General features: G+C 44.8%; 29 protein-coding genes, 1 pseudogene and 1 riboswitch. Of the genes and pseudogenes, 10 read left to right on the top strand and 20 right to left on the bottom strand.

Features of this window, described 5'->3' with window-relative positions; genetic code table 11:
- The first annotated feature begins 138 nt into the window (after positions 1–138).
- Together cotY and cotZ are read left to right on the top strand one after the other, a co-directional pair.
- Positions 139–627, top strand: coding sequence for a spore coat protein CotY (gene cotY / locus M1M80_RS06590; protein WP_003239243.1), 489 nt, complete (start codon positions 139–141; stop codon positions 625–627).
- 127 nt (positions 628–754) lie between these two features.
- The gene (gene cotZ / locus M1M80_RS06585; protein WP_003239244.1) at positions 755–1,204 is read left to right on the top strand and encodes a spore coat protein CotZ; all 450 of its coding nucleotides are present in this window, start codon (positions 755–757) and stop codon (positions 1,202–1,204) included.
- A 91-nt stretch (positions 1,205–1,295) separates the two neighbouring features.
- On the opposite strand, the gene cotO is transcribed toward cotZ, so the two are convergent.
- The 10 genes from cotO to M1M80_RS06535 all read right to left on the bottom strand — a co-directional run bounded on the left by cotO (position 1,296) and on the right by M1M80_RS06535 (position 10,292).
- Positions 1,296–1,979, bottom strand: coding sequence for a spore coat protein CotO (gene cotO, locus M1M80_RS06580; protein ID WP_080428990.1), 684 nt, complete (start codon positions 1,977–1,979; stop codon positions 1,296–1,298).
- A 101-nt stretch (positions 1,980–2,080) separates the two neighbouring features.
- Positions 2,081–2,857 carry an enoyl-ACP reductase FabI gene (gene fabI, locus M1M80_RS06575; RefSeq protein ID WP_060398391.1) on the bottom strand — a complete coding sequence of 259 codons (777 nt, stop codon included), beginning with the start codon at positions 2,855–2,857 and terminating at the stop codon, positions 2,081–2,083.
- Positions 2,858–2,992: 135 nt separating this feature from the next.
- Positions 2,993–3,808, bottom strand: coding sequence for a bifunctional hydroxymethylpyrimidine kinase/phosphomethylpyrimidine kinase (thiD, locus tag M1M80_RS06570; protein WP_060398390.1), 816 nt, complete (start codon positions 3,806–3,808; stop codon positions 2,993–2,995).
- Positions 3,809–3,826: 18 nt separating this feature from the next.
- Positions 3,827–4,837 carry a thiazole biosynthesis adenylyltransferase ThiF gene (gene thiF / locus M1M80_RS06565; protein ID WP_060398389.1) on the bottom strand — a complete coding sequence of 337 codons (1,011 nt, stop codon included), beginning with the start codon at positions 4,835–4,837 and terminating at the stop codon, positions 3,827–3,829.
- Positions 4,834–5,604, bottom strand: a complete 771-nt coding sequence (gene thiG, locus M1M80_RS06560; RefSeq protein ID WP_072566102.1) for a thiazole synthase — start codon at positions 5,602–5,604, stop codon at positions 4,834–4,836. Before thiG ends, thiF begins: the two co-directional genes overlap by 4 nt.
- Positions 5,601–5,801: a sulfur carrier protein ThiS gene (gene thiS, locus M1M80_RS06555; protein ID WP_080429094.1), complete on the bottom strand. Its 201-nt coding sequence runs from the start codon at positions 5,799–5,801 to the stop codon at positions 5,601–5,603. The genes thiG and thiS overlap by 4 nt, the downstream gene beginning before the upstream one ends.
- Complete coding sequence (gene thiO / locus M1M80_RS06550) at positions 5,801–6,910, bottom strand: glycine oxidase ThiO (protein ID WP_060398387.1); 1,110 nt, start codon at positions 6,908–6,910, stop codon at positions 5,801–5,803. The genes thiS and thiO overlap by 1 nt, the downstream gene beginning before the upstream one ends.
- Positions 6,894–7,511 (bottom strand): thiazole tautomerase TenI, encoded by a 618-nt coding sequence (gene tenI, locus M1M80_RS06545; protein ID WP_060400014.1) that lies wholly within the window; start codon positions 7,509–7,511, stop codon positions 6,894–6,896. Before tenI ends, thiO begins: the two co-directional genes overlap by 17 nt.
- Positions 7,489–8,196, bottom strand: coding sequence for a thiaminase II (gene tenA / locus M1M80_RS06540; RefSeq protein WP_003239257.1), 708 nt, complete (start codon positions 8,194–8,196; stop codon positions 7,489–7,491). The genes tenI and tenA overlap by 23 nt, the downstream gene beginning before the upstream one ends.
- 81 nt (positions 8,197–8,277) lie before the next feature.
- A riboswitch (TPP riboswitch) is annotated at positions 8,278–8,386 on the bottom strand.
- Positions 8,387–8,447: 61 nt separating this feature from the next.
- Positions 8,448–10,292 carry a monovalent cation:proton antiporter family protein gene (locus tag M1M80_RS06535; protein WP_060398386.1) on the bottom strand — a complete coding sequence of 615 codons (1,845 nt, stop codon included), beginning with the start codon at positions 10,290–10,292 and terminating at the stop codon, positions 8,448–8,450.
- Between the two features lie 231 nt (positions 10,293–10,523).
- Here M1M80_RS06535 and prpE point away from each other — a divergent pair, with 231 nt between their 5' ends.
- Positions 10,524–11,258 (top strand): bis(5'-nucleosyl)-tetraphosphatase PrpE, encoded by a 735-nt coding sequence (gene prpE / locus M1M80_RS06530; protein WP_060398385.1) that lies wholly within the window; start codon positions 10,524–10,526, stop codon positions 11,256–11,258.
- A gap of 237 nt (positions 11,259–11,495) precedes the next feature.
- On the opposite strand, the gene M1M80_RS06525 is transcribed toward prpE, so the two are convergent.
- The 4 genes from M1M80_RS06525 to M1M80_RS06510 are packed head-to-tail and all read right to left on the bottom strand — an operon-like array spanning position 11,496 to position 14,249.
- Complete coding sequence (locus M1M80_RS06525) at positions 11,496–12,383, bottom strand: RluA family pseudouridine synthase (RefSeq protein WP_060398384.1); 888 nt, start codon at positions 12,381–12,383, stop codon at positions 11,496–11,498.
- A 14-nt stretch (positions 12,384–12,397) separates the two neighbouring features.
- Positions 12,398–13,198 (bottom strand): NAD kinase, encoded by an 801-nt coding sequence (locus M1M80_RS06520; protein WP_003224622.1) that lies wholly within the window; start codon positions 13,196–13,198, stop codon positions 12,398–12,400.
- 18 nt (positions 13,199–13,216) lie between these two features.
- Entirely contained in the window at positions 13,217–13,852 is a 636-nt protein-coding gene (gene yjbM, locus M1M80_RS06515; RefSeq protein WP_019258066.1) for a GTP diphosphokinase, read from the bottom strand.
- Between the two features lie 28 nt (positions 13,853–13,880).
- Positions 13,881–14,249 carry a UPF0738 family protein gene (locus M1M80_RS06510; protein WP_060398383.1) on the bottom strand — a complete coding sequence of 123 codons (369 nt, stop codon included), beginning with the start codon at positions 14,247–14,249 and terminating at the stop codon, positions 13,881–13,883.
- A 123-nt stretch (positions 14,250–14,372) separates the two neighbouring features.
- Here M1M80_RS06510 and M1M80_RS06505 point away from each other — a divergent pair, with 123 nt between their 5' ends.
- The 5 genes from M1M80_RS06505 (at position 14,373) to M1M80_RS06485 (ending at position 17,728) form a co-directional block, all read left to right on the top strand.
- A complete protein-coding gene (locus M1M80_RS06505) occupies positions 14,373–14,945 on the top strand; it encodes a CYTH domain-containing protein (protein ID WP_060398382.1) in 573 nt (190 codons plus the stop codon).
- A gap of 14 nt (positions 14,946–14,959) precedes the next feature.
- Complete coding sequence (locus M1M80_RS06500) at positions 14,960–15,697, top strand: lytic transglycosylase domain-containing protein (RefSeq protein ID WP_060398381.1); 738 nt, start codon at positions 14,960–14,962, stop codon at positions 15,695–15,697.
- A 255-nt stretch (positions 15,698–15,952) separates the two neighbouring features.
- Positions 15,953–16,351, top strand: a complete 399-nt coding sequence (locus M1M80_RS06495; RefSeq protein ID WP_003239269.1) for a globin domain-containing protein — start codon at positions 15,953–15,955, stop codon at positions 16,349–16,351.
- Positions 16,348–17,247 carry a protease adaptor protein SpxH gene (spxH, locus tag M1M80_RS06490; protein ID WP_060398380.1) on the top strand — a complete coding sequence of 300 codons (900 nt, stop codon included), beginning with the start codon at positions 16,348–16,350 and terminating at the stop codon, positions 17,245–17,247. The genes M1M80_RS06495 and spxH overlap by 4 nt, the downstream gene beginning before the upstream one ends.
- Positions 17,248–17,560: 313 nt before the next feature.
- The gene (locus tag M1M80_RS06485; protein ID WP_032732134.1) at positions 17,561–17,728 is read left to right on the top strand and encodes a hypothetical protein; all 168 of its coding nucleotides are present in this window, start codon (positions 17,561–17,563) and stop codon (positions 17,726–17,728) included.
- A gap of 38 nt (positions 17,729–17,766) precedes the next feature.
- Here the strand turns inward: M1M80_RS06485 and pepF are convergent, their stop codons facing one another.
- Positions 17,767–19,596: an oligoendopeptidase F gene (gene pepF / locus M1M80_RS06480; protein WP_166638382.1), complete on the bottom strand. Its 1,830-nt coding sequence runs from the start codon at positions 19,594–19,596 to the stop codon at positions 17,767–17,769.
- 229 nt (positions 19,597–19,825) lie between these two features.
- The gene (locus M1M80_RS06475) at positions 19,826–20,947 is read right to left on the bottom strand and encodes a competence protein CoiA family protein (RefSeq protein ID WP_248596975.1); all 1,122 of its coding nucleotides are present in this window, start codon (positions 20,945–20,947) and stop codon (positions 19,826–19,828) included.
- 122 nt (positions 20,948–21,069) lie between these two features.
- Between M1M80_RS06475 and M1M80_RS21670 the strand changes: the two are divergent.
- A pseudogene (locus tag M1M80_RS21670) lies at positions 21,070–21,133 on the top strand (hypothetical protein); the annotation flags it as partial.
- 4 nt (positions 21,134–21,137) lie between these two features.
- Here the strand turns inward: M1M80_RS21670 and mecA are convergent.
- The gene (mecA, locus tag M1M80_RS06470; RefSeq protein ID WP_060398378.1) at positions 21,138–21,794 is read right to left on the bottom strand and encodes an adaptor protein MecA; all 657 of its coding nucleotides are present in this window, start codon (positions 21,792–21,794) and stop codon (positions 21,138–21,140) included.
- Positions 21,761–21,886, bottom strand: coding sequence for a hypothetical protein (locus M1M80_RS06465; protein WP_119913679.1), 126 nt, complete (start codon positions 21,884–21,886; stop codon positions 21,761–21,763). Before M1M80_RS06465 ends, mecA begins: the two co-directional genes overlap by 34 nt.
- 184 nt (positions 21,887–22,070) lie before the next feature.
- On the opposite strand from M1M80_RS06465, the gene M1M80_RS06460 reads away from it, so the two are divergent.
- Entirely contained in the window at positions 22,071–22,727 is a 657-nt protein-coding gene (locus tag M1M80_RS06460) for a TerC family protein (RefSeq protein WP_019258060.1), read from the top strand.
- A 42-nt stretch (positions 22,728–22,769) separates the two neighbouring features.
- Here M1M80_RS06460 and spx read toward each other — a convergent pair whose 3' ends face one another.
- Together spx and M1M80_RS06450 are read right to left on the bottom strand one after the other, a co-directional pair.
- The gene (gene spx, locus M1M80_RS06455; protein ID WP_003239281.1) at positions 22,770–23,165 is read right to left on the bottom strand and encodes a transcriptional regulator Spx; all 396 of its coding nucleotides are present in this window, start codon (positions 23,163–23,165) and stop codon (positions 22,770–22,772) included.
- Between the two features lie 180 nt (positions 23,166–23,345).
- Positions 23,346–23,924, bottom strand: a complete 579-nt coding sequence (locus M1M80_RS06450; protein ID WP_003239283.1) for a GNAT family N-acetyltransferase — start codon at positions 23,922–23,924, stop codon at positions 23,346–23,348.
- Positions 23,925–23,993 lie beyond the last annotated feature (69 nt).

Genomic DNA, 23,993 nt, shown 5'->3' with positions numbered 1-23,993 from the left:
AGCTAAAAACGCTCTGCTTTTTCTTATTTTCCAAGCATATGATGAATATATAGACGTTCACCCACACCAAGTGGGGCACGGGTACATATGTTGTTAAGGACTAAAGTCAAATACCCTATAAAGAAGGAGCTGAAATCAATGAGCTGCGGAAAAACCCATGGCCGGCATGAGAACTGTGTATGCGATGCAGTGGAAAAGATTTTAGCAGAGCAGGAGGCAGTTGAAGAACAGTGTCCGACTGGCTGCTATACCAACCTTTTAAACCCTACGATTGCTGGAAAAGACACAATTCCGTTTCTCGTTTTTGATAAAAAAGGCGGATTGTTCTCCACATTCGGAAACGTGGGGGGATTTGTGGATGATATGCAATGCTTTGAATCCATTTTCTTCCGCGTCGAAAAATTATGCGATTGCTGTGCAACACTTTCTATTTTACGCCCGGTCGATGTCAAAGGCGATACCTTAAGTGTTTGCCACCCTTGCGACCCGGATTTCTTCGGGCTAGAAAAAACAGATTTCTGCATTGAAGTAGATCTCGGATGCTTCTGCGCGATTCAATGCCTATCACCAGAGTTAGTTGACAGAACATCGCCTCATAAAGATAAAAAGCATCATCACAATGGATAAACACTTGTAAAGAGGAATCCCCTTCCAAACTCTATTACAGGTGCAAATCATTCAGCTGCTTCCAGCGTGAGGCAGCTGACTCTCCATCATTTCGCCAGTCTCAAATTTATAAGGCAGGAGGGATAATATGAGCCAGAAAACATCAAGCTGCGTGCGTGAAGCTGTAGAAAATATTGAAGAACTGCAAAACGCTGTTGAAGAGGACTGCCCGACCGGCTGCCACTCTAAGCTTTTATCTGTAAGCCATTCGTTAGGCGACACAGTGCCTTTTGCAATATTTACATCAAAATCAACGCCATTAGTCGCCTTCGGAAATGTCGGCGAACTCGATAACGGCCCTTGCTTTAATACTGTATTTTTCAGGGTCGAAAGAGTGCATGGAAGCTGCGCAACACTGTCATTATTAATCGCATTTGACGAACACAAACACATTTTGGACTTCACCGATAAAGATACGGTGTGTGAAGTCTTCCGACTTGAAAAAACGAACTACTGTATTGAAGTGGACTTAGACTGCTTCTGCGCAATCAACTGCTTAAATCCTCGATTAATCAATCGCACGCACCATCATCATTAATGATAATGCTGAAAAGCTTGCAGGCCTGCAGGCTTTTCTCTATGTAAAAAAGCTGTCCGGGTACATCTGCCGGGCAGCTTTTTCATTTTCATTAAAAACCGAGCGGGTGCAGAGAGGTAATATCGTCGATTGCCAGCTCAGTCGGGGCTCCGTTGCCGGTTGTTCGAAGCAGAACGGAATCATTTCTTCTTCCGACAATCACACCCCTGTACGTTCTTCCATTGGCTTCAATTAAACAAAGCGCTCTCGGCATGTTATGCGGCAGCTTTGTTAAAAAATCAATTTTTTCATGAATAGACATCTTGCTCATCGGTTTTTTCACTTTTCTTGCCGGCGGTGCTTTTTCCTCCGCTTTAGCGGCACTATGGACAGCTTCCGGTTCTTTTTCAGGCTTCCGAGCCTCAAGTGCAGGCTCTTCCTTTTTTTCTGCTTTCGGGGGCTCTTGTTCAACGGTTTCTTCAACGGCCTGCGGCTCTGCTTTTTGTTCCTGCTGATTCTTTATGTGCTCTGGCTCTCTTACCTCTTGTGTTTGCTGACTCACTGGTTCAGCTGCAGGCTTTTGTTCTGCTTTCTGGACATCCTTTGCCGCAGCTTCCTCCTGCTGTTTCTCATCGTAAACCGGCTTTTCCTCTGCTTTTGGCGGAGCGGGTTTGTTGGCCTTTTTTTTGATGACAATCTCCTGCATGGATGACCTTGTTGTTTCTGCATAATCCGGCTGAACAATATACATGAGCGGTTTTTTATCCGCGTTTCTTTTCTTATTAGACATCTTCATCCCTCCGATTGTGTCATATTCTATCTATATGACAGAAAGCTGAAAATCAGAAGAAATAAAAAAGCAATCCCTGTTTCGGGATTGCTTGGCATAGATCCTGCTTAGCGGGCAGTGATATGGAAACCTGAATCAACGTGAAGATTTTCACCTGTAATGCCTCGGGACATATCGCTGAATAAGAACGCAGCTGTATCGCCCACTTCTTCAGGTGTTGTCGTGCGGCGAAGCGGCGCACGCTCTTCAATGTCTTTTAAGATGGAGTTGAAATCGCTGATGCCTTTAGCAGATAATGTTCTGATCGGGCCGGCAGAAATGCTGTTGACGCGGATATTTTCTTTTCCTAAGTCAGCAGCTAAGTATTTCACACTTGCATCAAGAGAAGCTTTCGCTACACCCATGACGTTGTAGTTCGGCATAACAAGCTCTCCGCCAAGGTAAGTCAAAGTGACAATGCTTCCGCCTTCAGTCATCATCGGACGGGCAGCTTTCACAACAGCTGTCAGAGAGTATGAGCTGATGTTATGAGCCAAAAGGAAGCCGTCACGATTTGTGTTTAAGTATTCGCCGACAAGCTCTTCTTTATTGGCAAACGCGATACAATGCGCGATACCGTGGATCACACCGACCTGCTCCTTAATGCTTGCGAAGCAAGTTTCAATTTCCGCGTCGTTTGTTACGTCGCAAGGAAGGATGATGGAATCGTTGCGTTCTAACGTTCCGGCAAGCTCGCGAACAGATTTCTCCAGGCGTTCTCCTGCGTATGTAAAAATCAAACGTGCTCCCGCTTCATGTAAAGAGCGCGCAATTCCCCATGCGATACTGCGTTTGTTGGCTACCCCCATCACAACAATGTTGCGGCCTTCAAGTGAAAAATTCATATGTATAAAGCCTCCTATATTTAATAAAGACATAGTATTAGTACCTGATCTTAATTCCTATCATATCATAACCTTGTTCAGATGAAAAGCGCATACCGTAGCAAACGCGAAAGAGATCACCATCAGCTGGTGATCTCATCGGCTTGTATTTAAGCTGTTTCGTTTAAAGGCAAAATGGTTTGTCGGCCCGTGTCCTGATCCGATCCCAAGCGTATTTTCCACCGCTTCGCGGACAAAGTTGGCCGCTACCTCGAATGCCTGATGGATGCTGTCTCCTTTAGCGGTTTGGGCTGTTAAAGCCGCAGCAAAGGTGCAGCCTGTGCCATGCGTATGCTTCGTATCAATATAGGGATGGCTGATTTGCATAAACATGTTCCCATCAAAAAGTAGATCAGTAATGTTATTGTCCTCAGGCTGGTGCCCGCCTTTGATAATCACATTCTGTGCACCCATCTTTACGAGCTGCTCCGCTGCTTTTTTTCGGTCATCCAGCGAGCGGATAGTCATTCCTGTCAGCGTTTCTGCTTCCGGAACATTCGGCGTAATCGCGTAGCTTCTTGGAATGAGCAGCTCCTCTAAGGTTGCAACTGATTCATCGCGCAGCAGGGATGCACCGCCCTTTGCGATCATAACTGGATCAACAATCACTCGGTTAAACTCATACTCGTCAATTTTTCTTGCCACTTCTTCAATCATTTCGGCATTCCAGAGCATTCCCGTTTTTACGGCGTCAGGTCTCAAATCCTCGGCAACAGCATCAATTTGCTGTCTCAGCGCCTCTACAGTCAGCGGATACACCCCATGCACACCAAGCGTATTTTGAGCGGTTACCGCCGTAATCGCAGACATACCGAAAACATCAAGCTCCTGAAAGGTTTTAATATCTGCCTGTATCCCTGCGCCGCCGCCTGAATCAGAGCCGGCGATTGTCAATGCTTTACATATACTCATTACACTACACTCCTTTTATTACCCGATCCATTTATGATAAATGGATTTTGCCCGGGCAATATCATTCGTTCCATGGATCAACGCTCTGCCGTCCTGGAACAGCACCATTTTCATATCATCCGAGCGACAGGAAATTAAATACGGATTCGCGGCTACTTCAAGCCCGGCCTGTCTCAGCTGACCGGCAAGCACTTCAAGATCAGCTTCTTTTGTAAAGGATGATCTGATTTGCACCGTGTTCCTGCCGCACAATACAGCCGCTTTTGTTTGGTTTTCATATGACAAAAACGGAAAATCATTTGTGCCGCAGCTTGGGCATGTGTCATGTTTGAGACCCGCTGCTCTCACCTCTGACCGCTCATTTTTCCATAAGTCAAAAGAGCGCAGCACCGGCTCGCATTCTTCTCCCGTCAGCAGCTTCAGCGCGTCTGTCACCTGAAAGACTGCTACCTGCAAAACAGCCGGACTGATGATGCCGGCTGTGTCACATGTCGCGCCGCCAATCGGAAGTGTATCGAGCAAGCAATGCAGGCAGGGGGTCGATCCCGGCACTACAGTAAAGGTCAGACCGTAGCTTCCTACACAGGCACCGTAAAGAAAAGGAATCCCTTCTTTTACCGCAGCATCATTTACGATCAGGCGGGTTTCAAAATTATCGGCCGCATCCACAATGATCGAAGCGCCCCTAATCAGCTCGAAGATATTTTCCGCTGTCACATCCATGACAAGGCCCGTCACATCAACATCGCTGTTAATCGAACGGAGACGCTGCTCAGCAGCGGCCGCTTTCGGCATTTCTTTTTTGACATCATCTTCTGTATACAGCTGCTGGCGCTGCAGGTTGCTCCATTCAACGTAATCTCTGTCGGCAATCTTCACAGAACCGACTCCCGCTCTGACCAGCATTTCTGCACTGGCTGTTCCAAGCGCGCCTGCGCCGATAATTACGGCGCGCGCTTCTCTCAGTTTCTTCTGGCCGGCTGGGCCGATCGGAGCAAACAGCTCCTGCCTGGAGTACCTGTCCGTCATACAGGAAGACCTTCTCCCGGACTGCTTGCCGTTCCGTATTGCTTCAACGGAATGCGGCCCGCTTCATAAGACAGGCGTCCTGCTTCCACCGCGAGCTTCATGGCACGAGCCATTTTCACAGGATCATTCGCGCCTGATACAGCCGTATTGAGGAGTACGCCGTCCGCACCAAGCTCCATTGCGTATGCCGCATCTTTCGGCGATCCGATTCCGGCATCCACGATGACCGGCACTTTTGCCTGTTCAATAATAAATGACAAATTCAAAGGATTTAAGATTCCTTGGCCCGATCCGATCGGTGATGCACCCGGCATGATAGCATGAACACCGAGCTCTTCGAGTTTTCTTGCCAGCACAACATCATCTGATGTGTACGGGAGCACAATAAAGCCTTCTTCTAGAAGCTGTTCAGACGCTTTTAATGTCTCTACAGGATCAGGCAGCAAGGAACGGCTGCATCCGATGACTTCGACTTTAATCATGTCACAAAGACCTGACGCTTTTGCCAGCCTTGCAATCCGGACCGCTTCTTCAGCGGTACTGGCGCCTGCTGTATTCGGCAGAAGCGTATATTTGGATAAATCAAGCTGTTCCAGAAAATTAGGCTGAGACGCTTCAAAGATGTTCATTCTCCGCACAGCAAATGTTAAAATATCAGACTCGGAAACAGCCACCGCTTCCTTTTGGATTTCAAACGATGGGTATTTCCCCGTGCCCAGCAGCAACCTTGATTGAAATGATTTCCCGCCAATTGTTAACATGCTCATCCGCCTCCTACAAAATGGACAATTTCGATGACATCGCGATCACAAAGCTCTACCTCGTGATAATGTTCTTTGCCTATAATTTCTTTATTTCTTTCAACGATTACGATTTTATTATCAAGCTGATAAGACGCCAGCAGGTCTTGAATTGTACCTGTGTCTTTTTCCCACTTCACGTCTTTACCGTTCAGCTGTAGCATCATATCTGAACCGCCTCCTTGCGATCAATTCGGAATGCGTGCAGCCAGTCTTGATTGACCTCTTTATTCATGATGAGATCACCAATCAAAGCGCCCGTTGCTGGAGCAAGCAGAATCCCATTTCTGAAATGGCCCGCCGCAAATAAAATACGGCTGTCCTCAGGGTGTCTGCCGATGTACGGTTTCCCATCCTTTGTTCCCGGCCGCAGTCCCGCCCAAAAACGATCCACCTTCATATTCTGAATAGCCGGCATCATCGTTTTTGCTTTTTTCATAACAGATTCCAGGCCGCCAAGATCCGGTGTTTCACTCCAGTCACCCGGCTTCATCGTCGCGCCGACAACCAGTCTGCCGCTTTTTCTCGGTACGATATAGCAATGGTCATGGTAAAGTGTTTTTGTCAGCGGTATATCATCATTCCAAACAGACAGGCATTCCCCTTTTACAGGGAAAAATGAATGATTCAGCCCGAGCTGTTTAAAAAACATTCCGCTCCACACCCCGCTGGCAACCGCGACATGATCCGCCCATACGTTACCACCCGGCGTCTCGATGGACAGAGCTTCACCGTCACGTTCAACATGCAGAACAGGAGTATGTTCAAAAATCTCTGTACCAAGCGCTTTCGCTGCTTTCGCATATGCCTTGCAAACAAAATAAGGCTCAACATGCACATCATCCTGAATCAAGGATGCCCCGAAAATGTCACCAGACGTATACGGCTCTTTTTCTAACACCTCTTCTTTTGTATGCCAGCTGACTGAATCCAAGTCATCCATCTTCCTCAGCCGCAGCACGTCTTCTTCAGAAAACGCAAGCTTAAACATACCACCGTTATGCTGCCTGATATCAATACCGGATAATGTATAAAGCTCCTCACCAAGGCCTTTATACAGACGCTGGCTGTGCATGGCGAAGTCAAAAAACGCGTCACGTTCCTCGCACTCAGCATGGGCGCCCAGCATCCCGGCAGCGGCACTTGTCGTTCTGCTGCCCATTGTTCCGCTTTCAAACAATGCGGTGCTTTTGTTTTCCTTTGCCAAATGATAAGCAATAGCGGAACCGATAATTCCGCCTCCAATGACAACTGCATCATAATGCCTTTTCATAGCGCATCTCCTTTAGCTTGCGGGAATATCGTCTAGCAGCTTCCAAAGGGTCAGCATCAGAAAAAATTCCCGACATGACAGCGATGCCGTCTGCTCCTGCTAGTTTTACGTCTCTTAATCTGTCTGGCGTCATACCGCCGATGGCAATAACCGGGATGGAAATCCGCTGTTTAATATCTGACAGCAAAGACACACCTCTGCCTTCAAGACCCTTTTTGCAATCTGTTTCAAACACATGGCCGAACAACACGTAGTCTGCGTCTTCCTTTTCTGCTTGAACCGCTTCCTCCAGTGAATGCACGGACCGTCCGATATGAAGGTGAGGAAATCTGGCTCTGACCTGCTTTGGTGAAAAGCTGCTGCTTGGCAGCTGCACGCGATGAATCGTAGAAAAAAGCGCAATATCCACCCGCCCGTTCATGACCAGTTTTCTCTTATCAACACCGCCTTCGGACATAAGCCCGAGCAGTTTCAAAATGTCGGCGGCCGATTTTGACCGTTCCCGAATGTGAATATAATCAACTTCATTCTGAATAGCTATAATTGCTCTTGCTAACTCTTCAACCGGCTTGCAGTCATCAGTTATGGCGTGAAGCTCCAAATTCCTCCACCTCTTTTATGCCGCGGTCGGACCAGCCTTCTTTTCGATAGGCCATTCCCCAAAATTGATATTCATAGAAGCTGGAAATAACAAAATTCTCTTTCATTTTGGCACGCACTTCCTCCGTGCTGTTTTCCGCCAGCTCATCAAAGCGATTGATTTGCTCTTCAACCTGCTGTTTGAACCAGTCACCGCCGTATGTGCTGATCCACTTCTGATAAATCGGATGCCCCGGATCACATGTCAGCAATTTCTCGCCAACCTCGTAATACAGCCAGTAGCATGGCAGCAGGGCCGCTAATATCTCAGCAAAATTCCCGCTCAAAACCGAACGGTACATATGGGATGTATAAGAGTACGCCGTAGGAGACGGCTTAAACGCCTTACGCTCTTCTTCACTGATTTCCAACAGCTCCGCAAATTCGCGATGAAGCGCCATTTCCGCCTCATATGTACCTTGGGCGTGGCTTGCCATCCGTCCCGTTGTATAAAGGTCCTTCGCATAAGCGGCGCCGAACGATTGCACCTTCGCAAAATGCGTTAAATAATATGAATCCTGAAGCACGTAGTATTTAAAACGGTCAATCGGAAGCGTTCCGTCACCGATTCCCTGAACGAACGGATGGACAAAGCTCCCCTCCCACCATTCTGCGGCTGCACTGCGGCATTCTTCTGAAAACTTCACACGTCATTCCCCCTGTCTGAAAAATAAAAAAACCACTTTCCCGCAAGGAAAAGTGGTTTGGAATTGGCATAGTAAAATAACACAAATACCGCTCCACTTCCCTACGCAGGTCTGAACCTGTTCAAGTTATGAGGGTCTAAAAGTCACACTTTTATCTCAGCCCTTATGAAGGACACCCCTAGTGGTTATACGAATACATATTGAATTGTTCTGCACCTCTATATTAACACGAATCCCTATTTGGTCAAGGTTTAACCTTCCAATGTTTTCTTAAGATCCGTTACGTACGCCCGAGATCCGGTGACAATTAAGCGGTCTCCCAGTTTCAGCCTTGTATCCCCATGAGGAACGATGCTGTCCACACCTCTGAAAATCCTGACAAAGATGACGTCGCCTGTTAAAGGGAATTCCCGCAAAATGACACCGTCGTATTTGCTGTTTTCCATATTAATTTGATACAGCGAAGACTCCTGGTTCGTGAGCAGCTTCATGACGCCAGGCGCTTCTATCAGCGCGCGAAGCAGCGTTTTTGTCGACAACAGAATAGAAAAGATGCTGATCTCCTGCTCCTTCAAAGCTGCTTCATTCTCGGGTGATCCGACGCTGGCAATGACTCTTTCTGTGCCTTTTTCTTTTGCAAGTAATGCAATGTCGGCATTCATGTCTTCATTCCCTGTCGCAACAACAAGAATATCCGCATCAAAAATACCGAGTGAGTCTAGGGTTTCAGGCTCATAATCAGAAATCGTTTCAACCGTAAACACTGATTCTGACAGCTTTTCCTCTGCATTCTCTTGGTAGACGTGCACAACACGCACGTCATACTCGTTCTCTGGCAATTCAAGTGTAACAGGCAGAGTCATTTGGTTGGCGCCGATAAACGCAATCGTCTTTTTCTCCTCCGGCTGCTCCTCCCGTTTGTACAATTTTTTAAAACAGATCGGCGTAAAAATACTGGCAATAACTGCTACTAAAATCAGTGCTCCTGACATATTTGCGCTGATCACGTGAAGCTGCTGGCCGATTGTCGCAGCGGCAATCACGAGCGAAAGGGTTGATGTCAGCAGGAAACCAGACGCCAAAACTGTTCGATTATCATACCACTTCTTCAAGTACATGACAGGAATGATTTTGCTTATTAACAGCGCCAACAGCAGGAGCGGAATCATGATTAAAATGGTTCGATCTTGGAAAAGAGTCCAAATATCCAGCTTCACGCCGACCATCACAAAGAAAATCGGTATTAAGAACCCGTAACCGAATGAATCCAGTTGCTGAACAAGTTCTTTGTTTGGTGAAAGAAGGGAAACAAGAACCCCCGCTAAGAAAGCGCCGAGAATATTTTCTGCCCCTAGTGATTCAGACAGGGCAACGAGTACGATAATTAACGTAAAAATGGCACGCGTTCCGATCTGGATCGTCCCTTTTGACATGGTCTGAACAAAAGAGCGATGTTTAAAGACCCGGCCGAAAAAGTAAAGCACCACTCCGGCTGCGAATAGGATCATCAGGAGCCACATGTTTCCGCTGTCCTCTCCGTATAAAGAAGAAAAAACAGCAAGAAGAATCATCGTGGCCAAATCCGCAATAACAGCAACGAGCAAAATAATCTGCCCGATATTTGAATTCATGATCCGTTCTTCTTTCAACGTTGGAACGACAACGCCCAAAGAAATCGTTGAAATAATAAGCGTCATTAAAAAAGCATTTTGGATAAATCCTGCCAAGACGAACCCATAGGACAGCAGCAATGATAAAATAAAAATACCGGCAAAAATTATAGATGCCGCAGCAAACGTATTAGGCGCTTCCTTTCCGTTCGGCAGGAGCTGCTTTTTCTTTCCTTTCTCAAACGATGAAAAATCAATTTCAAGCCCGCTTAAAAACATTAAAAAGATAAATCCGAGCATAGAGAGCGTCTGGAGCCATGTATCACCCTCCACAACTAAATTAAGACCGCTTTTTCCAATAATCAGCCCCATAATGATTTCAGCAACAACAACCGGGATGCTGAGTTTAAATCGATGCAAAAGGATGGGTGTCAAAAATGCAACGATAAGTACAACAACTAAAGATGCGACAGATGTATGCGCCATAATCAAAACCTCCTTTTTAGATCAGGGTTATGCCAGTTCTCAATCAAAGAACAGAACCTCATTTTTAAAAAACATAACGCGATTTTAACAAGGGTCAAGACAAAAAATAAAGTAATAAGGTCTTAATCCTGTTTAGAAAATGATTCTTCTATAATTTGCACATAAAAGCTTGTGATGACTCACAGCACTTTGCTTCATAATAAATAAAACAATCGGCAAGGAGGATACCGCATGGCTTACGATATAATCAGCGATATTCATGGCTGCTATGACGAAATGACTGAATTAATCCAAAAGCTTGGCTATACAATTAAAAATGGAGTACCTGTCCACGAGGAAGGCAGGGTGCTTGTTTTTGCCGGAGATTTGACTGACAGAGGGCCCAAATCGATAGAGGTGATCCGCTTTGTAGCCGGCGCTTACGAAAAAGGCGCTGTGCGTTATGTCCCGGGAAATCATTGCAATAAACTGTACCGCTACTTAAAAGGAAATCCGGTGAAAGTAATGCATGGTCTCGAAACAACAGCGGCGGAGCTTGAAGAACTTTCTAAAGAAGAAAGAAAAGCAGTCAGCGAACAGTTTATGAAGCTGTACGAAAAAGCGCCGCTTTACGACATCTTACATAACGGAGAATTAGTTGTCGCTCATGCTGGAATAAAGGCTGACGATATCGGCAAAAATACCCGCAGAGTGAAAGACTTCGTGCTTTACGGCGATGTGACGGGTGAAACGTATCCAGACGGCAGACCCGTCAGACGTGATTGGGCGGCATCCTATAACGGAAAGGCTTGGGTGGTTTACGGCCATACACCTGTGAAGGAGCCTCGGAAAATCAATCGCACTATCAACATCGATACAGGCTGCGTGTTCGGAAATAAACTGACAGGCTTTCGCTTTCCAGAAATAGAGACCGTCTCTGTTCCAAGCTCCCTGCCTTATGACGAATCAAGATTTCGCACCATATAAAAGGAGAGAATCATTGATCCTCTCCTTTTAGCGTGTCGACAAACCCTCGCATCCGTTGTCAGTCCTGCGCGTTGGCGCTCAATACGGAGTGGAACGGCGGCTAAATTCTCAGGCGTCCTGCCTAAACACCGCCGTCATCACATCCTGTGAAAGTCTGCTCCAATGCTCGTCCTTCCTAGACTTCAAGGGTTTTCAATCATGCTGAAAAGATGACAAAATCCTAAAACGTAAACCGTTTTAGGATTTTGTCAGTTCTTTCATATCTTGAGGCAGTGCAGCATGGAACGTCATGTTCTCCTGCGTCAGCGGATGGATAAACGAAAGATGCTCGCTGTGCAGGGCCTGCCGGCCAATTTTCTGTCTCGTTCCGCCATACAGTGTATCGCCGCACAGCGGGTGTCCGAGGTAGCTCATATGAACACGAATTTGGTGGGTCCGTCCAGTCTCAAGCTGCAATGTCACCGAGGTGATATCGTCAGTTGCGCGTGTGACATAAAAATGAGTAACAGCCTTCTGGCCGTCCGGTGTGACCCTCCGTTCAATAATACTGTCAGGATGTCTGCCAATCGGGGCATCGACTGTTCCCTCCCCTGTCATCCGCCCGTGGACCACTGCCACATACCGGCGTTTCACAAGTCCGTTTTTTTGCGCTGACGATAAAATGGAGTGGGCAAAGCGATGCTTAGCAACAAGCATCACACCTGATGTATCCCGGTCCAGCCGGGTGACAAGATGAACTGTCGCCCGCACTCCGTTTTTTTGATAATGATGGATAATTCCATTGGCAATGCTGCCGGATGGGTGCTCTCTCGAAGGAATTGATGACACATACGGCTGTTTGTTTATCACAAGCACATGTTCATCCTCATACAGAATATCGAGCGGAACAGGCTCTGCCAATAACGTCTCGCTCACCTGTTCCTCAGGAAACTTCACGACAAAAAGGTCCCCTTCTCTCAAAACGTATTTGACCGTCACATGCTCACCGTTGATAAGCAGGTCTCCCTCGCCAAACTTGATATCAGTCAGCAGCCGTTTCGAAATTCCCAGTTCTCCGACATATTCTTTTACAGTCATCCCCTCTTCAGCGGAAGTGATGTTCTTTCTGATAAAAAAATGCTCCACGATACGTCCTCTTTCTATTCACCTTTCCCGATAAACGAATCCTGGACTCTTTTCCAAAATGGAAACGGACGGAATCTCGCAAACCTCACATTTTCGGATGCAACCTGGCAGCGGATCGACTTTACATCCTTATGAAGAAGGGTTAAATGGTCAATCGTCACTTGAAAGTCAACTTCGTTTCTCGGTTTAATCATGCAATCATGATGGGAAGGGAGAAGCAGCGGCGATCCGACCGTCCGGAATACGCGGTTATTAATAGAAGCCATTTCCGCAAGCTGGATCGCTCTGATAGATGGATGAATAATCGCTCCGCCCAGCGCCTTATTGTAGGCTGTGCTGCCGGATGGCGTTGACAGGCAGAGGCCGTCGCCTCGGAAGGTTTCAAAGAGCTGTCCCTTGATTTCCACATCAGCCACAAGACTTCCTTCTATGCTTTTAATCGTACATTCATTCAAGGCTAAATATCTTTCTTCCCGCTCGTTTTCGTGATAAGTCACAATCACTTCGAGAAGCGGATATTCGACTGTATGGTACGGCGTTTTCGCAATCGCAAGAACAAGTTTTTCAATTTCATGAGGAACCCAGTCGGCATAAAACCCCAGATGACCCGTATGAACGCCGACAAATGCTGTTTTGTCCAAGCGGTCGCTGTATCTGTGAAAAGCATACAAAAGCGTTCCGTCGCCTCCGACTGAAATGACGATTTCCGGTTCATTTTCATCCAGTTCCATATCAAAATCCAATAAATACGCCTGTATTTTGCTTTTCAGCGTATCAGAAACTTGATCTCCTTTTGATGATACGGCAAATTTCATGCTTTTCTTCCCCTTTACCTATTGTTGCTCGCTTCCTTTTTTCTTTCTTGAAAAGGCAGCTTGAGCCTCCTGTATTTCACCCCTGATCTCCGACATCTCTTCATCAAGCCGGGAAGCCGCTTCAGAAGCACGCTGAAGCCTTAGTTTTACTTTTTCAGGAATGTTTCCGCTGTATTTATAATTTAATGAATGCTCAATGGTCGCCCAAAAATTCATCGCCAGCGTACGGATCTGTATTTCTACGAGAACATGCTTTTCTCCGGACACTGTCTGTAAAGGATACAGCACGACAAGATGATATGATCGGTATCCGCTCTCTTTATGTTCCGCAATATAATCCCTCTGATCCACAACGGTGAAATCTTTTCTGGCAAACAGCATCTCTTTTACGATTTGGATGTCATCGACAAATTGGCACATGATTCTAAGGCCTGCGATATCCTGCATGGTTTCAATTTCATGCATCGGTATGCCTTTCCGCCTGGCTTTTTCGAGTATGCTCGCCACAGGCTTGACGCGTCCTGTCACAAACTCAACCGGTGAATGGTCATCCTCGTATTCATAAAGCGTGCGGACTCCCTTGAGCTTCACTTTCAATTCTTCGACAGCCTGGCGGTACGGCACTAAAAAACGCTCCCATTGTTTGTCATCCATCATACATCCCCCAATTCCGAACCAGTTTCTATAAAAACACGCGTTTCACTTTTTCTTCCATTTCTTCTCCGTAGTTCGCATTATCTCTAATATTTTCTAAGAGATACTCCAGCTCCTCATGCAGGCCTGCCAGCTCAATGGTTTCGTCGCCTGCCTCTAAAACGACCGGAATTCTTTGTGCATGGGCCTGCTTCAGTTCCGGCCATACATGTTCCTTTATAATGACATATTCAAAAGAATCAGCTAATTCAAGTATGTATACAAAAGCAAAGTGGTCAGAATCAACAAGCATTTGACCTGACGGCTTGCGTTCCGCTTCGTTTCCTTCTGTCTCACAGGCAAGACGAAGCTGATCATCCGATAATGTTGCGTTCAAAATTTCGATTCTGTTTTGCATAATGCTCTCCTTTTTAAACAAAGTACAGATTCATTTTACCATATCAAGCTCGATATTGATAAACCTAACATCTCAAGAGATAATAGTAAAAATAAGATTTTCAGGGCGGAAAGGAAGAGCAACATGAGCCAAGAAATTGAAATAGAATTTAAAAACATGCTGACCAAACATGAATTTGAAAAATTAACAATGGCACTTCAGCTGACAGAAAAAGATTTTACAGATCAAAAGAATCACTACTTTGACACAGACAGCTTTGCGCTGAAACAAAAACACGCTGCGCTTCGAATTCGAAGAAAGAACGGTGAGTATATCCTGACGTTAAAAGAACCGGCAGAAGTGGGGCTGCTGGAAACGCACCAGCGGCTTTCAGAGGTATCAGATCTTGCCGGCTTTACAGTTCCCGAAGGCCCTGTGAAGGACCAGCTGCACAAGCTTCAGATCGATTCAGACGCCATTCAATATTTTGGATCTTTAGCTACAAACCGCGCTGAAAAAGAAACAGAAAAAGGCTTAATAGTTTTAGACCACAGCCGATATTTAAATAAAGAGGACTATGAAATCGAATTTGAAGCGGCAGACTGGCATGAGGGCAAACAAGCATTCGAGAAGCTGCTTCAGAAATTCAGCATTCCTCAGCGCGAAACCAAAAATAAAATTCTGCGTTTTTATGAAGAAAAACGAAAGTCTATATAAGGTGGAATGACATCGTGAATGTAACGAATTGGGCAGCTTTACTTCAGCTTCAGGCTTTACAGTCCATATCTAACGCAAACAGCACGGGCACTCAGAATGCGGAAAGCCCGCTCTCAAGCTTCAGCTCTTTGCTCAGCCAATATACAAACGGCCTGACATCTCAGCAGCAACCAACAGCATCTTCTGCATCGTCAAGCCCGCTCAGCCTGCTGAACAGCGCTTATTCTACAGCGCCGTCACTGCTTTCAGCATACGGGCTTAACTCATATACAAATAGCAATTCAGGTTATCTCACAAAAGCGGCAGACAGCACCGAAACAGCTGCTATAGATTCATCTTCTCACAAACAAGAAGCAAAACAGATCAGTTCAGGAGACTTCTCCATTGACAGCGCGATTAAAAAAGCCGCTGATAAATATGGCGTCGATGAAAAACTAATCCGTGCCGTCATCAAGCAGGAATCAGGCTTTAATGCAAAAGCCGTAAGCGGAGCAGGTGCGATGGGCTTAATGCAGCTGATGCCGTCAACCGCAAGCTCACTTGGGGTTTCTAATCCGCTGGATCCGCAGCAAAATGTGGAGGGCGGAACGAAATATTTAAAACAAATGCTGGATAAATACGACGGCAATGTGTCTATGGCATTAGCGGCTTACAACGCCGGACCGGGAAATGTTGACCGATATGGAGGCATTCCTCCTTTCCAAGAAACACAAAACTATGTAAAAAAAATAACCTCAGCTTATTACGCGTAACCAGAGCGGCTCTTGCCCTCTGGTTTTTTTGCGAAGTGAAATCTTACGCATTCCTGATTTTTATGTGATATGATATGAAATACAAACCCCGGCTGTCAGCCGAAACTTGTGATCAAACGCATAAAAGGCAGTTTGTTTGTAGAAATGATGCCTTGTTGCTAAAATAAATCATAGATGAAATGATGAAATACAGAAAATTACTTTTTGCAATAGGATTTATGATTCCTATTAGCCATATTTAAAGGAGTAGTCAACATGGGACAATCGTTTAACGCACCTTATGAAGCGATTGGAGAGGAACTTCTATCGCAACTTGTTGATACTTTTTATGAGCGTGTCGCGTCTCATCCTTTGCTGAAGCCAATTTTTCCGAGCGATTTAACAGAAACCGCCAGGAAACAGAAGCAATTTCTGACTCAGTATTTAGGCGGTCCTCCGCTTTATACGGAGGAACACGGCCACCCCATGCTCAGAGCAAGGCATCTTCCCTTTCCAATTACAAACGAGAGAGCTGATGCGTGGCTCAGCTGTATGAACGACGCAATGGACCATGTAGGGCTGGAGGGCGATATTCGTGAGTTTTTGTTTGGCCGGCTGGAATTGACAGCAAGGCATATGGTGAATCAAACGGAAGCGGAGGATCGATCATCTTGACAAACTATCAGCATGAGCAATACTTCGCCCATTGCCACGGTCATCCAAAAAAACCGCTTGAAATTTACATGTTTGTAGACCCTTTATGCCCTGAATGCTGGTCCTTAGAGCCCGTCATCAAAAAGCTGAAAATCAGATACGGACGCTTTTTCACCTTGCGCCTCATAGCTTCCGCAAGCCTTACCGCGTTAAATAAGAAACGGAAAAAGCATCTTCTTGCAGAGGCATGGGAAAAGATCGCGAGCCGCTCCGGCATGTCGTGTGACGGCAATGTCTGGCTCGAGCAAGATCAGCCGCTTTCATCGCCTTATATGGCTGCTCTCGCTTTTAAAGCAGCCGAACTGCAAGGAAGAAAAGCAGGCATGCAATTTCTCAGGAATATGCAGGAGAGCCTGTTTGTTTCAAAGAAAAATATTACGGATGAAAACGTGCTTTTGGAAATTGCGGAAAAAACGAGTCTTGATCTTGAAGAATTCAAAAAAGATCTGCATTCTCAAAGCGCAGTCAAGGCGCTTCAATGCGACATGAAAATTGCCGCTGAAATGGATGTTTCCGTCAATCCGACGCTGACGTTTTTCAATACACAGCATGAGGACGAAGGACTTAAAGTACCCGGCAGCTATTCATATGATGTATATGAAGAAATCTTATTTGAGATGCTGGGCGACGAGCCGAAGCCGTCGGAAACACCGCCTCTGGAATGTTTTATTGAATATTTCCGCTTCGTTGCCTCGAAGGAAATTGCTCTTGTATACGACCTGAGCCTAGAAGAGGTAGAAAAAGAAATGAAAAAATTGGCGTTTGCTAAAAAGGTTGCCAAAGTGGAAGCCAAACATGGAATGTTTTGGAAGTCTCTCAGCACTTATTCTGATGAATATCAATCATGTGAAAAATAGCCGCAGGCGTGTATATGCTTGAGGCTGTTTTTTTGCGCCGATATCAAACATATGTTCTGTTCGTAACACTAAAGAAACCGCGCCGGGATAAGCGCGGTTTCATATGTCTTAACGACAACAAAGGGGATGGGAGAAATTTTTCACGGTCAAACAAAGGGGTAATGTTTGTTTGTGATCAATTTCACATCCTTATGATAACAAAAGGTGTCGACTTTTGACAACCTATATGCTTAATGTTCATATTTTTGTCACAAAACATAACGAAGTACATTCATTCATATCCTAATAAGGAAAAAGGACGAGGGGGACCGCCATGATGTATACTGTGATTTCAATTGTGTGCATTGCCGTTTTTTTCTTTTTGAATGTATTAGGCATGATGCATATGCTGCCGCTTTATATTACCTCTCCTCTGCTGTTTCTGTCTATTTTGTTTACCCTCTACCGCCTGAACCACCGGAAAACCTTTAAAGGGTTTTAAAAAAGCCTGTGCATCATTTCTGCACAGGCTTTCTTTTTTTAAGACTGCTTGACTTTTATCAGCAGCTCTTCCATTTCATCCAGTTTTTCTTCAAACATTTTGCACGCAGCTTCGATCGGCTCTGGAGACGTCATATCAACGCCCGCTTTTTTCAGGACATCAATCGGGTATTGAGAGCTTCCCGCTTTCAGGAAGTCAATATAACGGTCAACCGCAGGCTTTCCTTCTTTCAAAATCTGGCTACTTAATGCTTGGGCAGCGCTGTACCCTGTCGCATACTGATACACATAGTAATTGTAATAGAAGTGAGGAATCCGCGACCATTCAAGGCCGATTTCCTTATCAATGACCATGCCGTCTCCGAAATACTTTTTATTCAGATCGTAATAGACATTTGTCAGAAGCTCAGGTGTAAGCGGCTCCCCTTCTTGCGCCTTTGTATGGATCAGATGTTCAAATTCAGCAAACATCGTTTGTCTGAAAACTGTTCCTCTGAAGCCTTCAAGCATATGGTTGAGAATATATAAACGCTGTTTTTCATCCTCTAAATTGTTCAGCAGGTATTCGCCAAGGAGCGCTTCGTTAGTCGTTGACGCAACTTCCGCGACAAAGATGCTGTAATTTCCGTATGGATATGGCTGGTGCTTTCTCGTATAGTAGCTGTGTACGGAATGTCCAAACTCATGCACGAGCGTAAAGAGATTATTGACGTTATCATGCCAGTTCATCAAAATATACGGATTCGTGCCGTAAGATCCTGATGAATAAGCGCCATTGCGTTTGCCTTTATTTTCGTAAACGTCGACCCATCGGTTTTCCAGCCCTTCTTTTAAGATGGAGGCGTACTCTTCCCCTAAAGGTGCAAGGCCTTTCAGCATGTAATCTTTGGCTTCATCGTACGTGACCTTCATCCCCGCATCCTTTACAAGCGGTGTATACAGATCATAGATATGCACTTCATCAAGTTCAAGCACTTTCTTTCTCAGCGCGATGTAGCGGTGCAGGAGCGGCAAATGCTTATTAATCGTTTTGACGAGATTGTCGTATACTTCCTCAGGAATACTGTTGTTAGAAAGCGCAGCTTCACGCGCTGACTTGTATTTTTTCACTCTCGCATAGAAGTTGTCCTTTTTCACTGTGCCGCTTAGAGTAGTGGCCATTGTGTTTTTATATTGACCGTATGTTTTATATACTGCATCAAAGGCATTTTTGCGGACTTCACGGTTTTCACTTTCTAAGAAATTAATAAAGTTCCCGTGAGTGATCTGTTTTTCATTTCCCTCTTCATCTTTTATGGAAGGGAATGTAATTTCGGCATTATTTAACACGCTAAACGTATTGGAAGATGAACCCAGCACTTCAGAAGCTTCAGCAAGCAGTGCCTCTTCCTTCTCACTCAGCACGTGCGGGCGTTCTTTTGTAATCTCCTCAATCGCATGGGAGTACAGTTTCAGTTCTTCTTTTTCAAGAATAAACTGCTGCAGTTTGTCTTCTTCTATGGATAAAATTTCAGGAACCAAATAAGCTGTCGCGCTTGCGGCCTGTGTATACAGGTTTCCCGCCTTGTCATTCAGCCCCTGATAAAAAGAGTTCCCGGTATCTTGGTCAGAGCGCATATGCGCATATGTGTAAAGCCTGCCCAGCCGCTCCATCACTTTATCTTGATACGTAAGAGCCTCGTACAAATAATCGGCTGAATCTGCCAGCTTTCCTTTATACTTAGATAAATTAGGAATTAATTCTTTTACAGCTTGAAATTCTTTATTCCAGGCCTCATCATTAGGAAAAATATCCTCAAGTCTCCATGTGTCTTCTGCCTTTACCTCACTTCTGTCAGGCAGTTGATTTGCTTTTTTTTCCTCAGCCATGGTGATCCCCCTCGTTTTCTTTGATTCAAGCCAATTGAAAAAACCGCTGTTTCTCAATAAACTTGTGTTGTGAATATCTTCCGGTTTTTCACTGCCTTTTGTCAAATCATATGCAGTAATGAAGAGAACGAATGCCAAAAAGGCAGTAAAAACACGAAAAACCTTTCCTTTTGTGCCTCTCACAGCCAGCCCACCACCTTTGTCTTAGGGTGAGCCAAATGAGTCAAACTCATTCTATAAAACAGCTGCGGTCTCTTTCCATGAGATCCTGTATTGAGTGTATACCCTCTTTAGGCTGATTCAGCACATATATTTCTTTCTGAGTCTCCCTTAAAAATCCCTTCTTGCACAAAAAATCAATGTACTGTTTCACCGCTTCTGAAAGACAATCTTCGCTGCATTCGTATCTGAGCGAAATGTTCTTTTTATAAATGTGCAGTTTGCACTGCTGTAAAACGGCGGAAAAGCGAATTGGCGCGCCTTTATATCCAAGATCCGTAATAAACAGATATAGAAACCCCTGCCACACAAAAACCGGACTATGAAAAACAGCCCCTTTTATAACAGGAACAAACACTTCAGTCGGAAGAAAAGAAAGGGGCGTCTGCCGCTTTTCATAAAACAGCAGCCTGAGGCGATTTGTTTCCTTGGAGATGAACCGGTGGGGTTTATGGCGAAAACGGTGAATCGCTTTTGTCCAGCCGGAGTATTGAAATGAGGGCATCGGTTCAGTGAAAAAAAGATCTTTTACACCTGCCCGATGGATAGGGATCGTTTGAACGAAGGAATAAGAATGGTTTGTGTAAAACGGGATGATATGGCTTAGCCGGCGGAAAGAACGCGTTTCCGGGCAATAACAGATCAGTTCCCTGTATGGGCTCGCATTGATAAACTGCCAATGGAAAGCAGAAAGCTGATAAAAGGATGGAGCAGTTCGTTTTAAGCGGCTGTTTCCCACAATCCACTGTGGGATGATTCCTTCTTGTTTGAAGCCCTCTGTCCGCTTTTGAAAGACATCGGGAGCAAGATTGGCACATTGATACTCAACAGCAAGCATGTGTCTCTTGATCTTCGCCATGATGTCGGGTCTTTGATTGATTTTCTTGATATACGGTTCTAATAGTGGAGAAGCCTGTTGCGTTTTCAGCCATACATACAGCTGTCTTTTTCCTTCTAAGTGATAGGCGCTTTCCGGTTCTATGTCTATCGAGCAGCACTTGTTCTGTTTATGGGCGAAATGCGGCGCTTTTTGAAGTCCGAGCTTCACATCAAGCTCTCCCCCGCACGCCGGACAGAAGAATCGTCTCTGCTTTAATTTCTGGCTTCGCTGAGCGCCTAGAAGGTGAACCATTTGGCCGTCTTTAGTCACAGCACTAAACACTTGTCATCTCTCCTTTCCAGATGAGGTATACTTTCTGGAAAAGATGATCAACTCCTGTTAGCTGTATTTTTCGCCTGGATGTATGATGTTGATTTCAGTTCTCAAAAATGGCATTTCAGCGCATAAAAAAAAACCGATTTCCGGAAAGAAATCGGTTTTGCTATGATGCAAAGTGTTTTTTTATCGTTTCTAGAGCATGCTCTGAAATAATCAGCTTGCCGTACTCTTCAAGACGGTGTATGCTGATTGAGGATTCATTTGCGTACTCCAACAGGATGCTTAGCTGATTTTCAACCTCTTCATCAGTTATATTGCAAAAATCTACATATAAATAATATCGGTTCTCAAACGAATATAAAGTCGTTTTGCTTCCGTTAACGTTCAATTTAGATAGAGAAATAACATCCTCAAAATCGCCAAACCGCAAGACAAATTGAAGCTTTTGCTCCTTCTCTTCCTGATTGACGGCTTGCTCTTCTTTCTGGAAATCATCCAGCAAGGCGTCAAGATCCTCAGATGCTGGTTCTTGCTTTTTATCCTCAGGAATCGGCAGTTCGAGCTTTTGTCCGTCTTTGGAAAGCTGGGCTTTTGTGACGATGATTTCTAATCCTTTGTCCAGAGCCTGAACTTGGATCCAAAGAGGGCCTTCCACAGCGAATTCCTCTTCCTCATGAACTTCATCCATGACTTCCCAGAACAGTTCTTCACTGCGCTCACGGTTATACCAAATTTCTTCTCTGTCAAAACCGCGATCTTCAATATCTCCGTAAGACATATAAAATTTTACTGTATGCTCGTTAATTCTTTCAATTTCCATTTGCCAACCTTCCCTTCTATATAAGATGTTGAAGGGACATCTAAGCTCCCGATTAATTGTACTTTACTACACTTTACCCATTCCGTCCACATCTTAACCTTGAAGCAAGGCCAGTGTGAATTCCTTTGTATTTCTATTTTATGATAAAACAGTCACAAAAGAAATAAAAATGCACCTTTGCCTAAAAAACGGCAGATCTGCGGCTGATATCATAAAATACGACCTGTCTCATATAGTAGTAGTACAAGCGATGGAACGAAAGAGAGGTGCCGATTCATGGAGCATGACTATCTGATTTCTCTGCTTGTCATTGTTGGAATCGATCTGATCCTTGGCGGAGATAATGCGGTCGTCATTGCCATGGCCAGCAGAAATTTGCCGGACAAGCAAAGACAGCAAGCCATTATTATCGGAACATTTATCGCCGTTGCCATGAGAATCGGATTAACAAGCGCAGCCGTATATCTTTTGAACATTCCTTTCTTGCAATGCGCCGGCGGAATTTTCCTGCTGTATTTAGGCTATCAGCTGCTGATTGAAAAAAAAGACACGCAGCACATCAAAAGCAGCACCTCCCTTTGGAGAGCAATACGAACGATTGTGCTTGCAGATCTCTTTATGTCGCTGGATAACGTCATAGCGGTTGCGGGTGCGTCACACGGTGAGTTTTCTCTCGTTATTATAGGTTTATGTGTATCGGTGCCGGTTATTATTTGGGGCAGCAAACTCATCCACATTGCACTTGAGAAAATACCCCTCCTGATTTACGCGGGAAGCGGGCTGCTTGCTTATACCGGCGGAGAAATGATTGTCAGGGACAAAAAGCTGTCTTTTTTTATGGCGCAGCACGGCGTAGTCGAAACGCTCCTCCCCATTTTAACGGTCGCGTTTGTCATCCTTGCGAGTATTTATTATCAGCAGGTTGAAAAATAAAAGAAGGCTGATGACTCAGCCTTCTTTTGATGATACGATCTATTAGTTTGCCAAACGCTGTGCTTCTCTTAATTGGAAAGAGCGGACTTTTCTTGGCAGGAAACGTCTAATTTCGTCTTCGTTGTATCCAACTTGCAAACGTTTTTCGTCGATGATGATCGGACGGCGAAGCAAACCTGGGTGCTCGTTGATCAAGCGGTACAAATCTTGCAGCGGCATAGATTCAACGTTCACATTCAGTTTTTGGAATACTTTTGAACGGGTTGAGATGATTTCATCTGTTCCGTCCTCAGTCATTCGAAGAATTTGTTTTATTTCATCAATAGATAAAGGTTCAGAGAAAATGTTTCTTTCTTCAAATGGAATATCGTGCTCCTCGAGCCACGCTCTCGCTTTTCTGCATGAAGTACAGCTTGGTGATGTGTATAATGTAACCATTCATCTTCACTCCTCTAATTAGTAGGATGAACATCTATTTTATTCTTAAATTGAAATTACTCTAAAAAAGGAATCTTTATAGGTATTATACTATAAAAAAGTAAGTGTGAACAGTATCCTAAGAAAAAAATGTGTCAATCCAGCAAATTTTTAATTTTAATGATATGTTCTGATTCTCAATTAGCTTAACTGATCGAAAATGTTTTTTTGTTTTTCTTCATCAATGAGTTTCAAGACCTCATCTGTTTTTTCGTACGATTCCCCGTACCATTTCTCATCTTTATAAGTATGAATGTTTTCATATGTCTGTTTCATGGCTTCAAGAATTTCTTCTTCTGATTCTGTTTTCGGTGACCAGTACAGAATCTCCATCTTGTTTACTTCATTCGTAGCCAATGACCGGCGCCGGTACCCAATTGACTGAGCATGCTTGAAATGCTCTCTTTGATAAAACCTCAGGCGTTTTTCTGTATCAGCATCATCTTCATCCACAGGCTCCACCTCGAGCAAGATCGGCTTATTTTTCTTTTTGAGCTTTGCGATCAATTTGCCGCCAAGCCCCTGCCCTCTTGCATCCTTAGACACATACAGATAATCAACAAAGATAAAAGAATCGAATTCCGCAAACATTAGTATATGATGTTTGCCTTCGTCTTTATGATAAATATCGCTCCGCTCTTTCAGAAGAGCTTCCATATGCGCTTTTGATTTCATTTCTTCAATTGGAAAGTACTCGCTAAGCTTTTCGTACCAGTTCATTGATTTGCTCCTTATGAGTTCATTGTCTTCATACTTTTAGATATACCCCATTTCTTCTTGTTTAAACAG

Origin of the sequence: Bacillus inaquosorum, assembly GCF_023238325.1 — a bacterium.
Taxonomy (GTDB): domain Bacteria; phylum Bacillota; class Bacilli; order Bacillales; family Bacillaceae; genus Bacillus; species Bacillus inaquosorum.
The sequence above is the reverse complement of the archived record's forward strand: the minus strand, read 5'-3'. Positions and strand labels throughout refer to the sequence as shown.

What these genes read in the sequence shown, in the direction of transcription:
- M1M80_RS06520 (WP_003224622.1), bottom strand. Translation starts at nt 13,198, where the DNA reads ATGAAATTTGCCGTATCATCAAAAGGAGATCAAGTTTCTGATACGCTG.
- thiF (WP_060398389.1), bottom strand. Translation starts at nt 4,837, where the DNA reads ATGACGGACAGGTACTCCAGGCAGGAGCTGTTTGCTCCGATCGGCCCA.
- M1M80_RS06535 (WP_060398386.1), bottom strand. Translation starts at nt 10,292, where the DNA reads ATGGCGCATACATCTGTCGCATCTTTAGTTGTTGTACTTATCGTTGCA.
- spx (WP_003239281.1), bottom strand. Translation starts at nt 23,165, where the DNA reads ATGGTTACATTATACACATCACCAAGCTGTACTTCATGCAGAAAAGCG.
- M1M80_RS06505 (WP_060398382.1), top strand. Translation starts at nt 14,373, where the DNA reads ATGAGCCAAGAAATTGAAATAGAATTTAAAAACATGCTGACCAAACAT.
- yjbM (WP_019258066.1), bottom strand. Translation starts at nt 13,852, where the DNA reads ATGGATGACAAACAATGGGAGCGTTTTTTAGTGCCGTACCGCCAGGCT.
- thiO (WP_060398387.1), bottom strand. Translation starts at nt 6,910, where the DNA reads ATGAAAAGGCATTATGATGCAGTTGTCATTGGAGGCGGAATTATCGGT.
- prpE (WP_060398385.1), top strand. Translation starts at nt 10,524, where the DNA reads ATGGCTTACGATATAATCAGCGATATTCATGGCTGCTATGACGAAATG.
- cotZ (WP_003239244.1), top strand. Translation starts at nt 755, where the DNA reads ATGAGCCAGAAAACATCAAGCTGCGTGCGTGAAGCTGTAGAAAATATT.
- M1M80_RS06465 (WP_119913679.1), bottom strand. Translation starts at nt 21,886, where the DNA reads ATGTGGACGGAATGGGTAAAGTGTAGTAAAGTACAATTAATCGGGAGC.
- M1M80_RS06510 (WP_060398383.1), bottom strand. Translation starts at nt 14,249, where the DNA reads ATGCAAAACAGAATCGAAATTTTGAACGCAACATTATCGGATGATCAG.
- fabI (WP_060398391.1), bottom strand. Translation starts at nt 2,857, where the DNA reads ATGAATTTTTCACTTGAAGGCCGCAACATTGTTGTGATGGGGGTAGCC.
- mecA (WP_060398378.1), bottom strand. Translation starts at nt 21,794, where the DNA reads ATGGAAATTGAAAGAATTAACGAGCATACAGTAAAATTTTATATGTCT.
- M1M80_RS06485 (WP_032732134.1), top strand. Translation starts at nt 17,561, where the DNA reads ATGATGTATACTGTGATTTCAATTGTGTGCATTGCCGTTTTTTTCTTT.
- cotY (WP_003239243.1), top strand. Translation starts at nt 139, where the DNA reads ATGAGCTGCGGAAAAACCCATGGCCGGCATGAGAACTGTGTATGCGAT.
- pepF (WP_166638382.1), bottom strand. Translation starts at nt 19,596, where the DNA reads ATGGCTGAGGAAAAAAAAGCAAATCAACTGCCTGACAGAAGTGAGGTA.
- thiS (WP_080429094.1), bottom strand. Translation starts at nt 5,801, where the DNA reads ATGCTACAGCTGAACGGTAAAGACGTGAAGTGGGAAAAAGACACAGGT.
- M1M80_RS06460 (WP_019258060.1), top strand. Translation starts at nt 22,071, where the DNA reads ATGGAGCATGACTATCTGATTTCTCTGCTTGTCATTGTTGGAATCGAT.
- cotO (WP_080428990.1), bottom strand. Translation starts at nt 1,979, where the DNA reads ATGAAGATGTCTAATAAGAAAAGAAACGCGGATAAAAAACCGCTCATG.
- thiG (WP_072566102.1), bottom strand. Translation starts at nt 5,604, where the DNA reads ATGAGCATGTTAACAATTGGCGGGAAATCATTTCAATCAAGGTTGCTG.
- M1M80_RS06495 (WP_003239269.1), top strand. Translation starts at nt 15,953, where the DNA reads ATGGGACAATCGTTTAACGCACCTTATGAAGCGATTGGAGAGGAACTT.
- thiD (WP_060398390.1), bottom strand. Translation starts at nt 3,808, where the DNA reads ATGAGTATATGTAAAGCATTGACAATCGCCGGCTCTGATTCAGGCGGC.
- M1M80_RS06475 (WP_248596975.1), bottom strand. Translation starts at nt 20,947, where the DNA reads ATGGTTCACCTTCTAGGCGCTCAGCGAAGCCAGAAATTAAAGCAGAGA.
- M1M80_RS06450 (WP_003239283.1), bottom strand. Translation starts at nt 23,924, where the DNA reads ATGAACTGGTACGAAAAGCTTAGCGAGTACTTTCCAATTGAAGAAATG.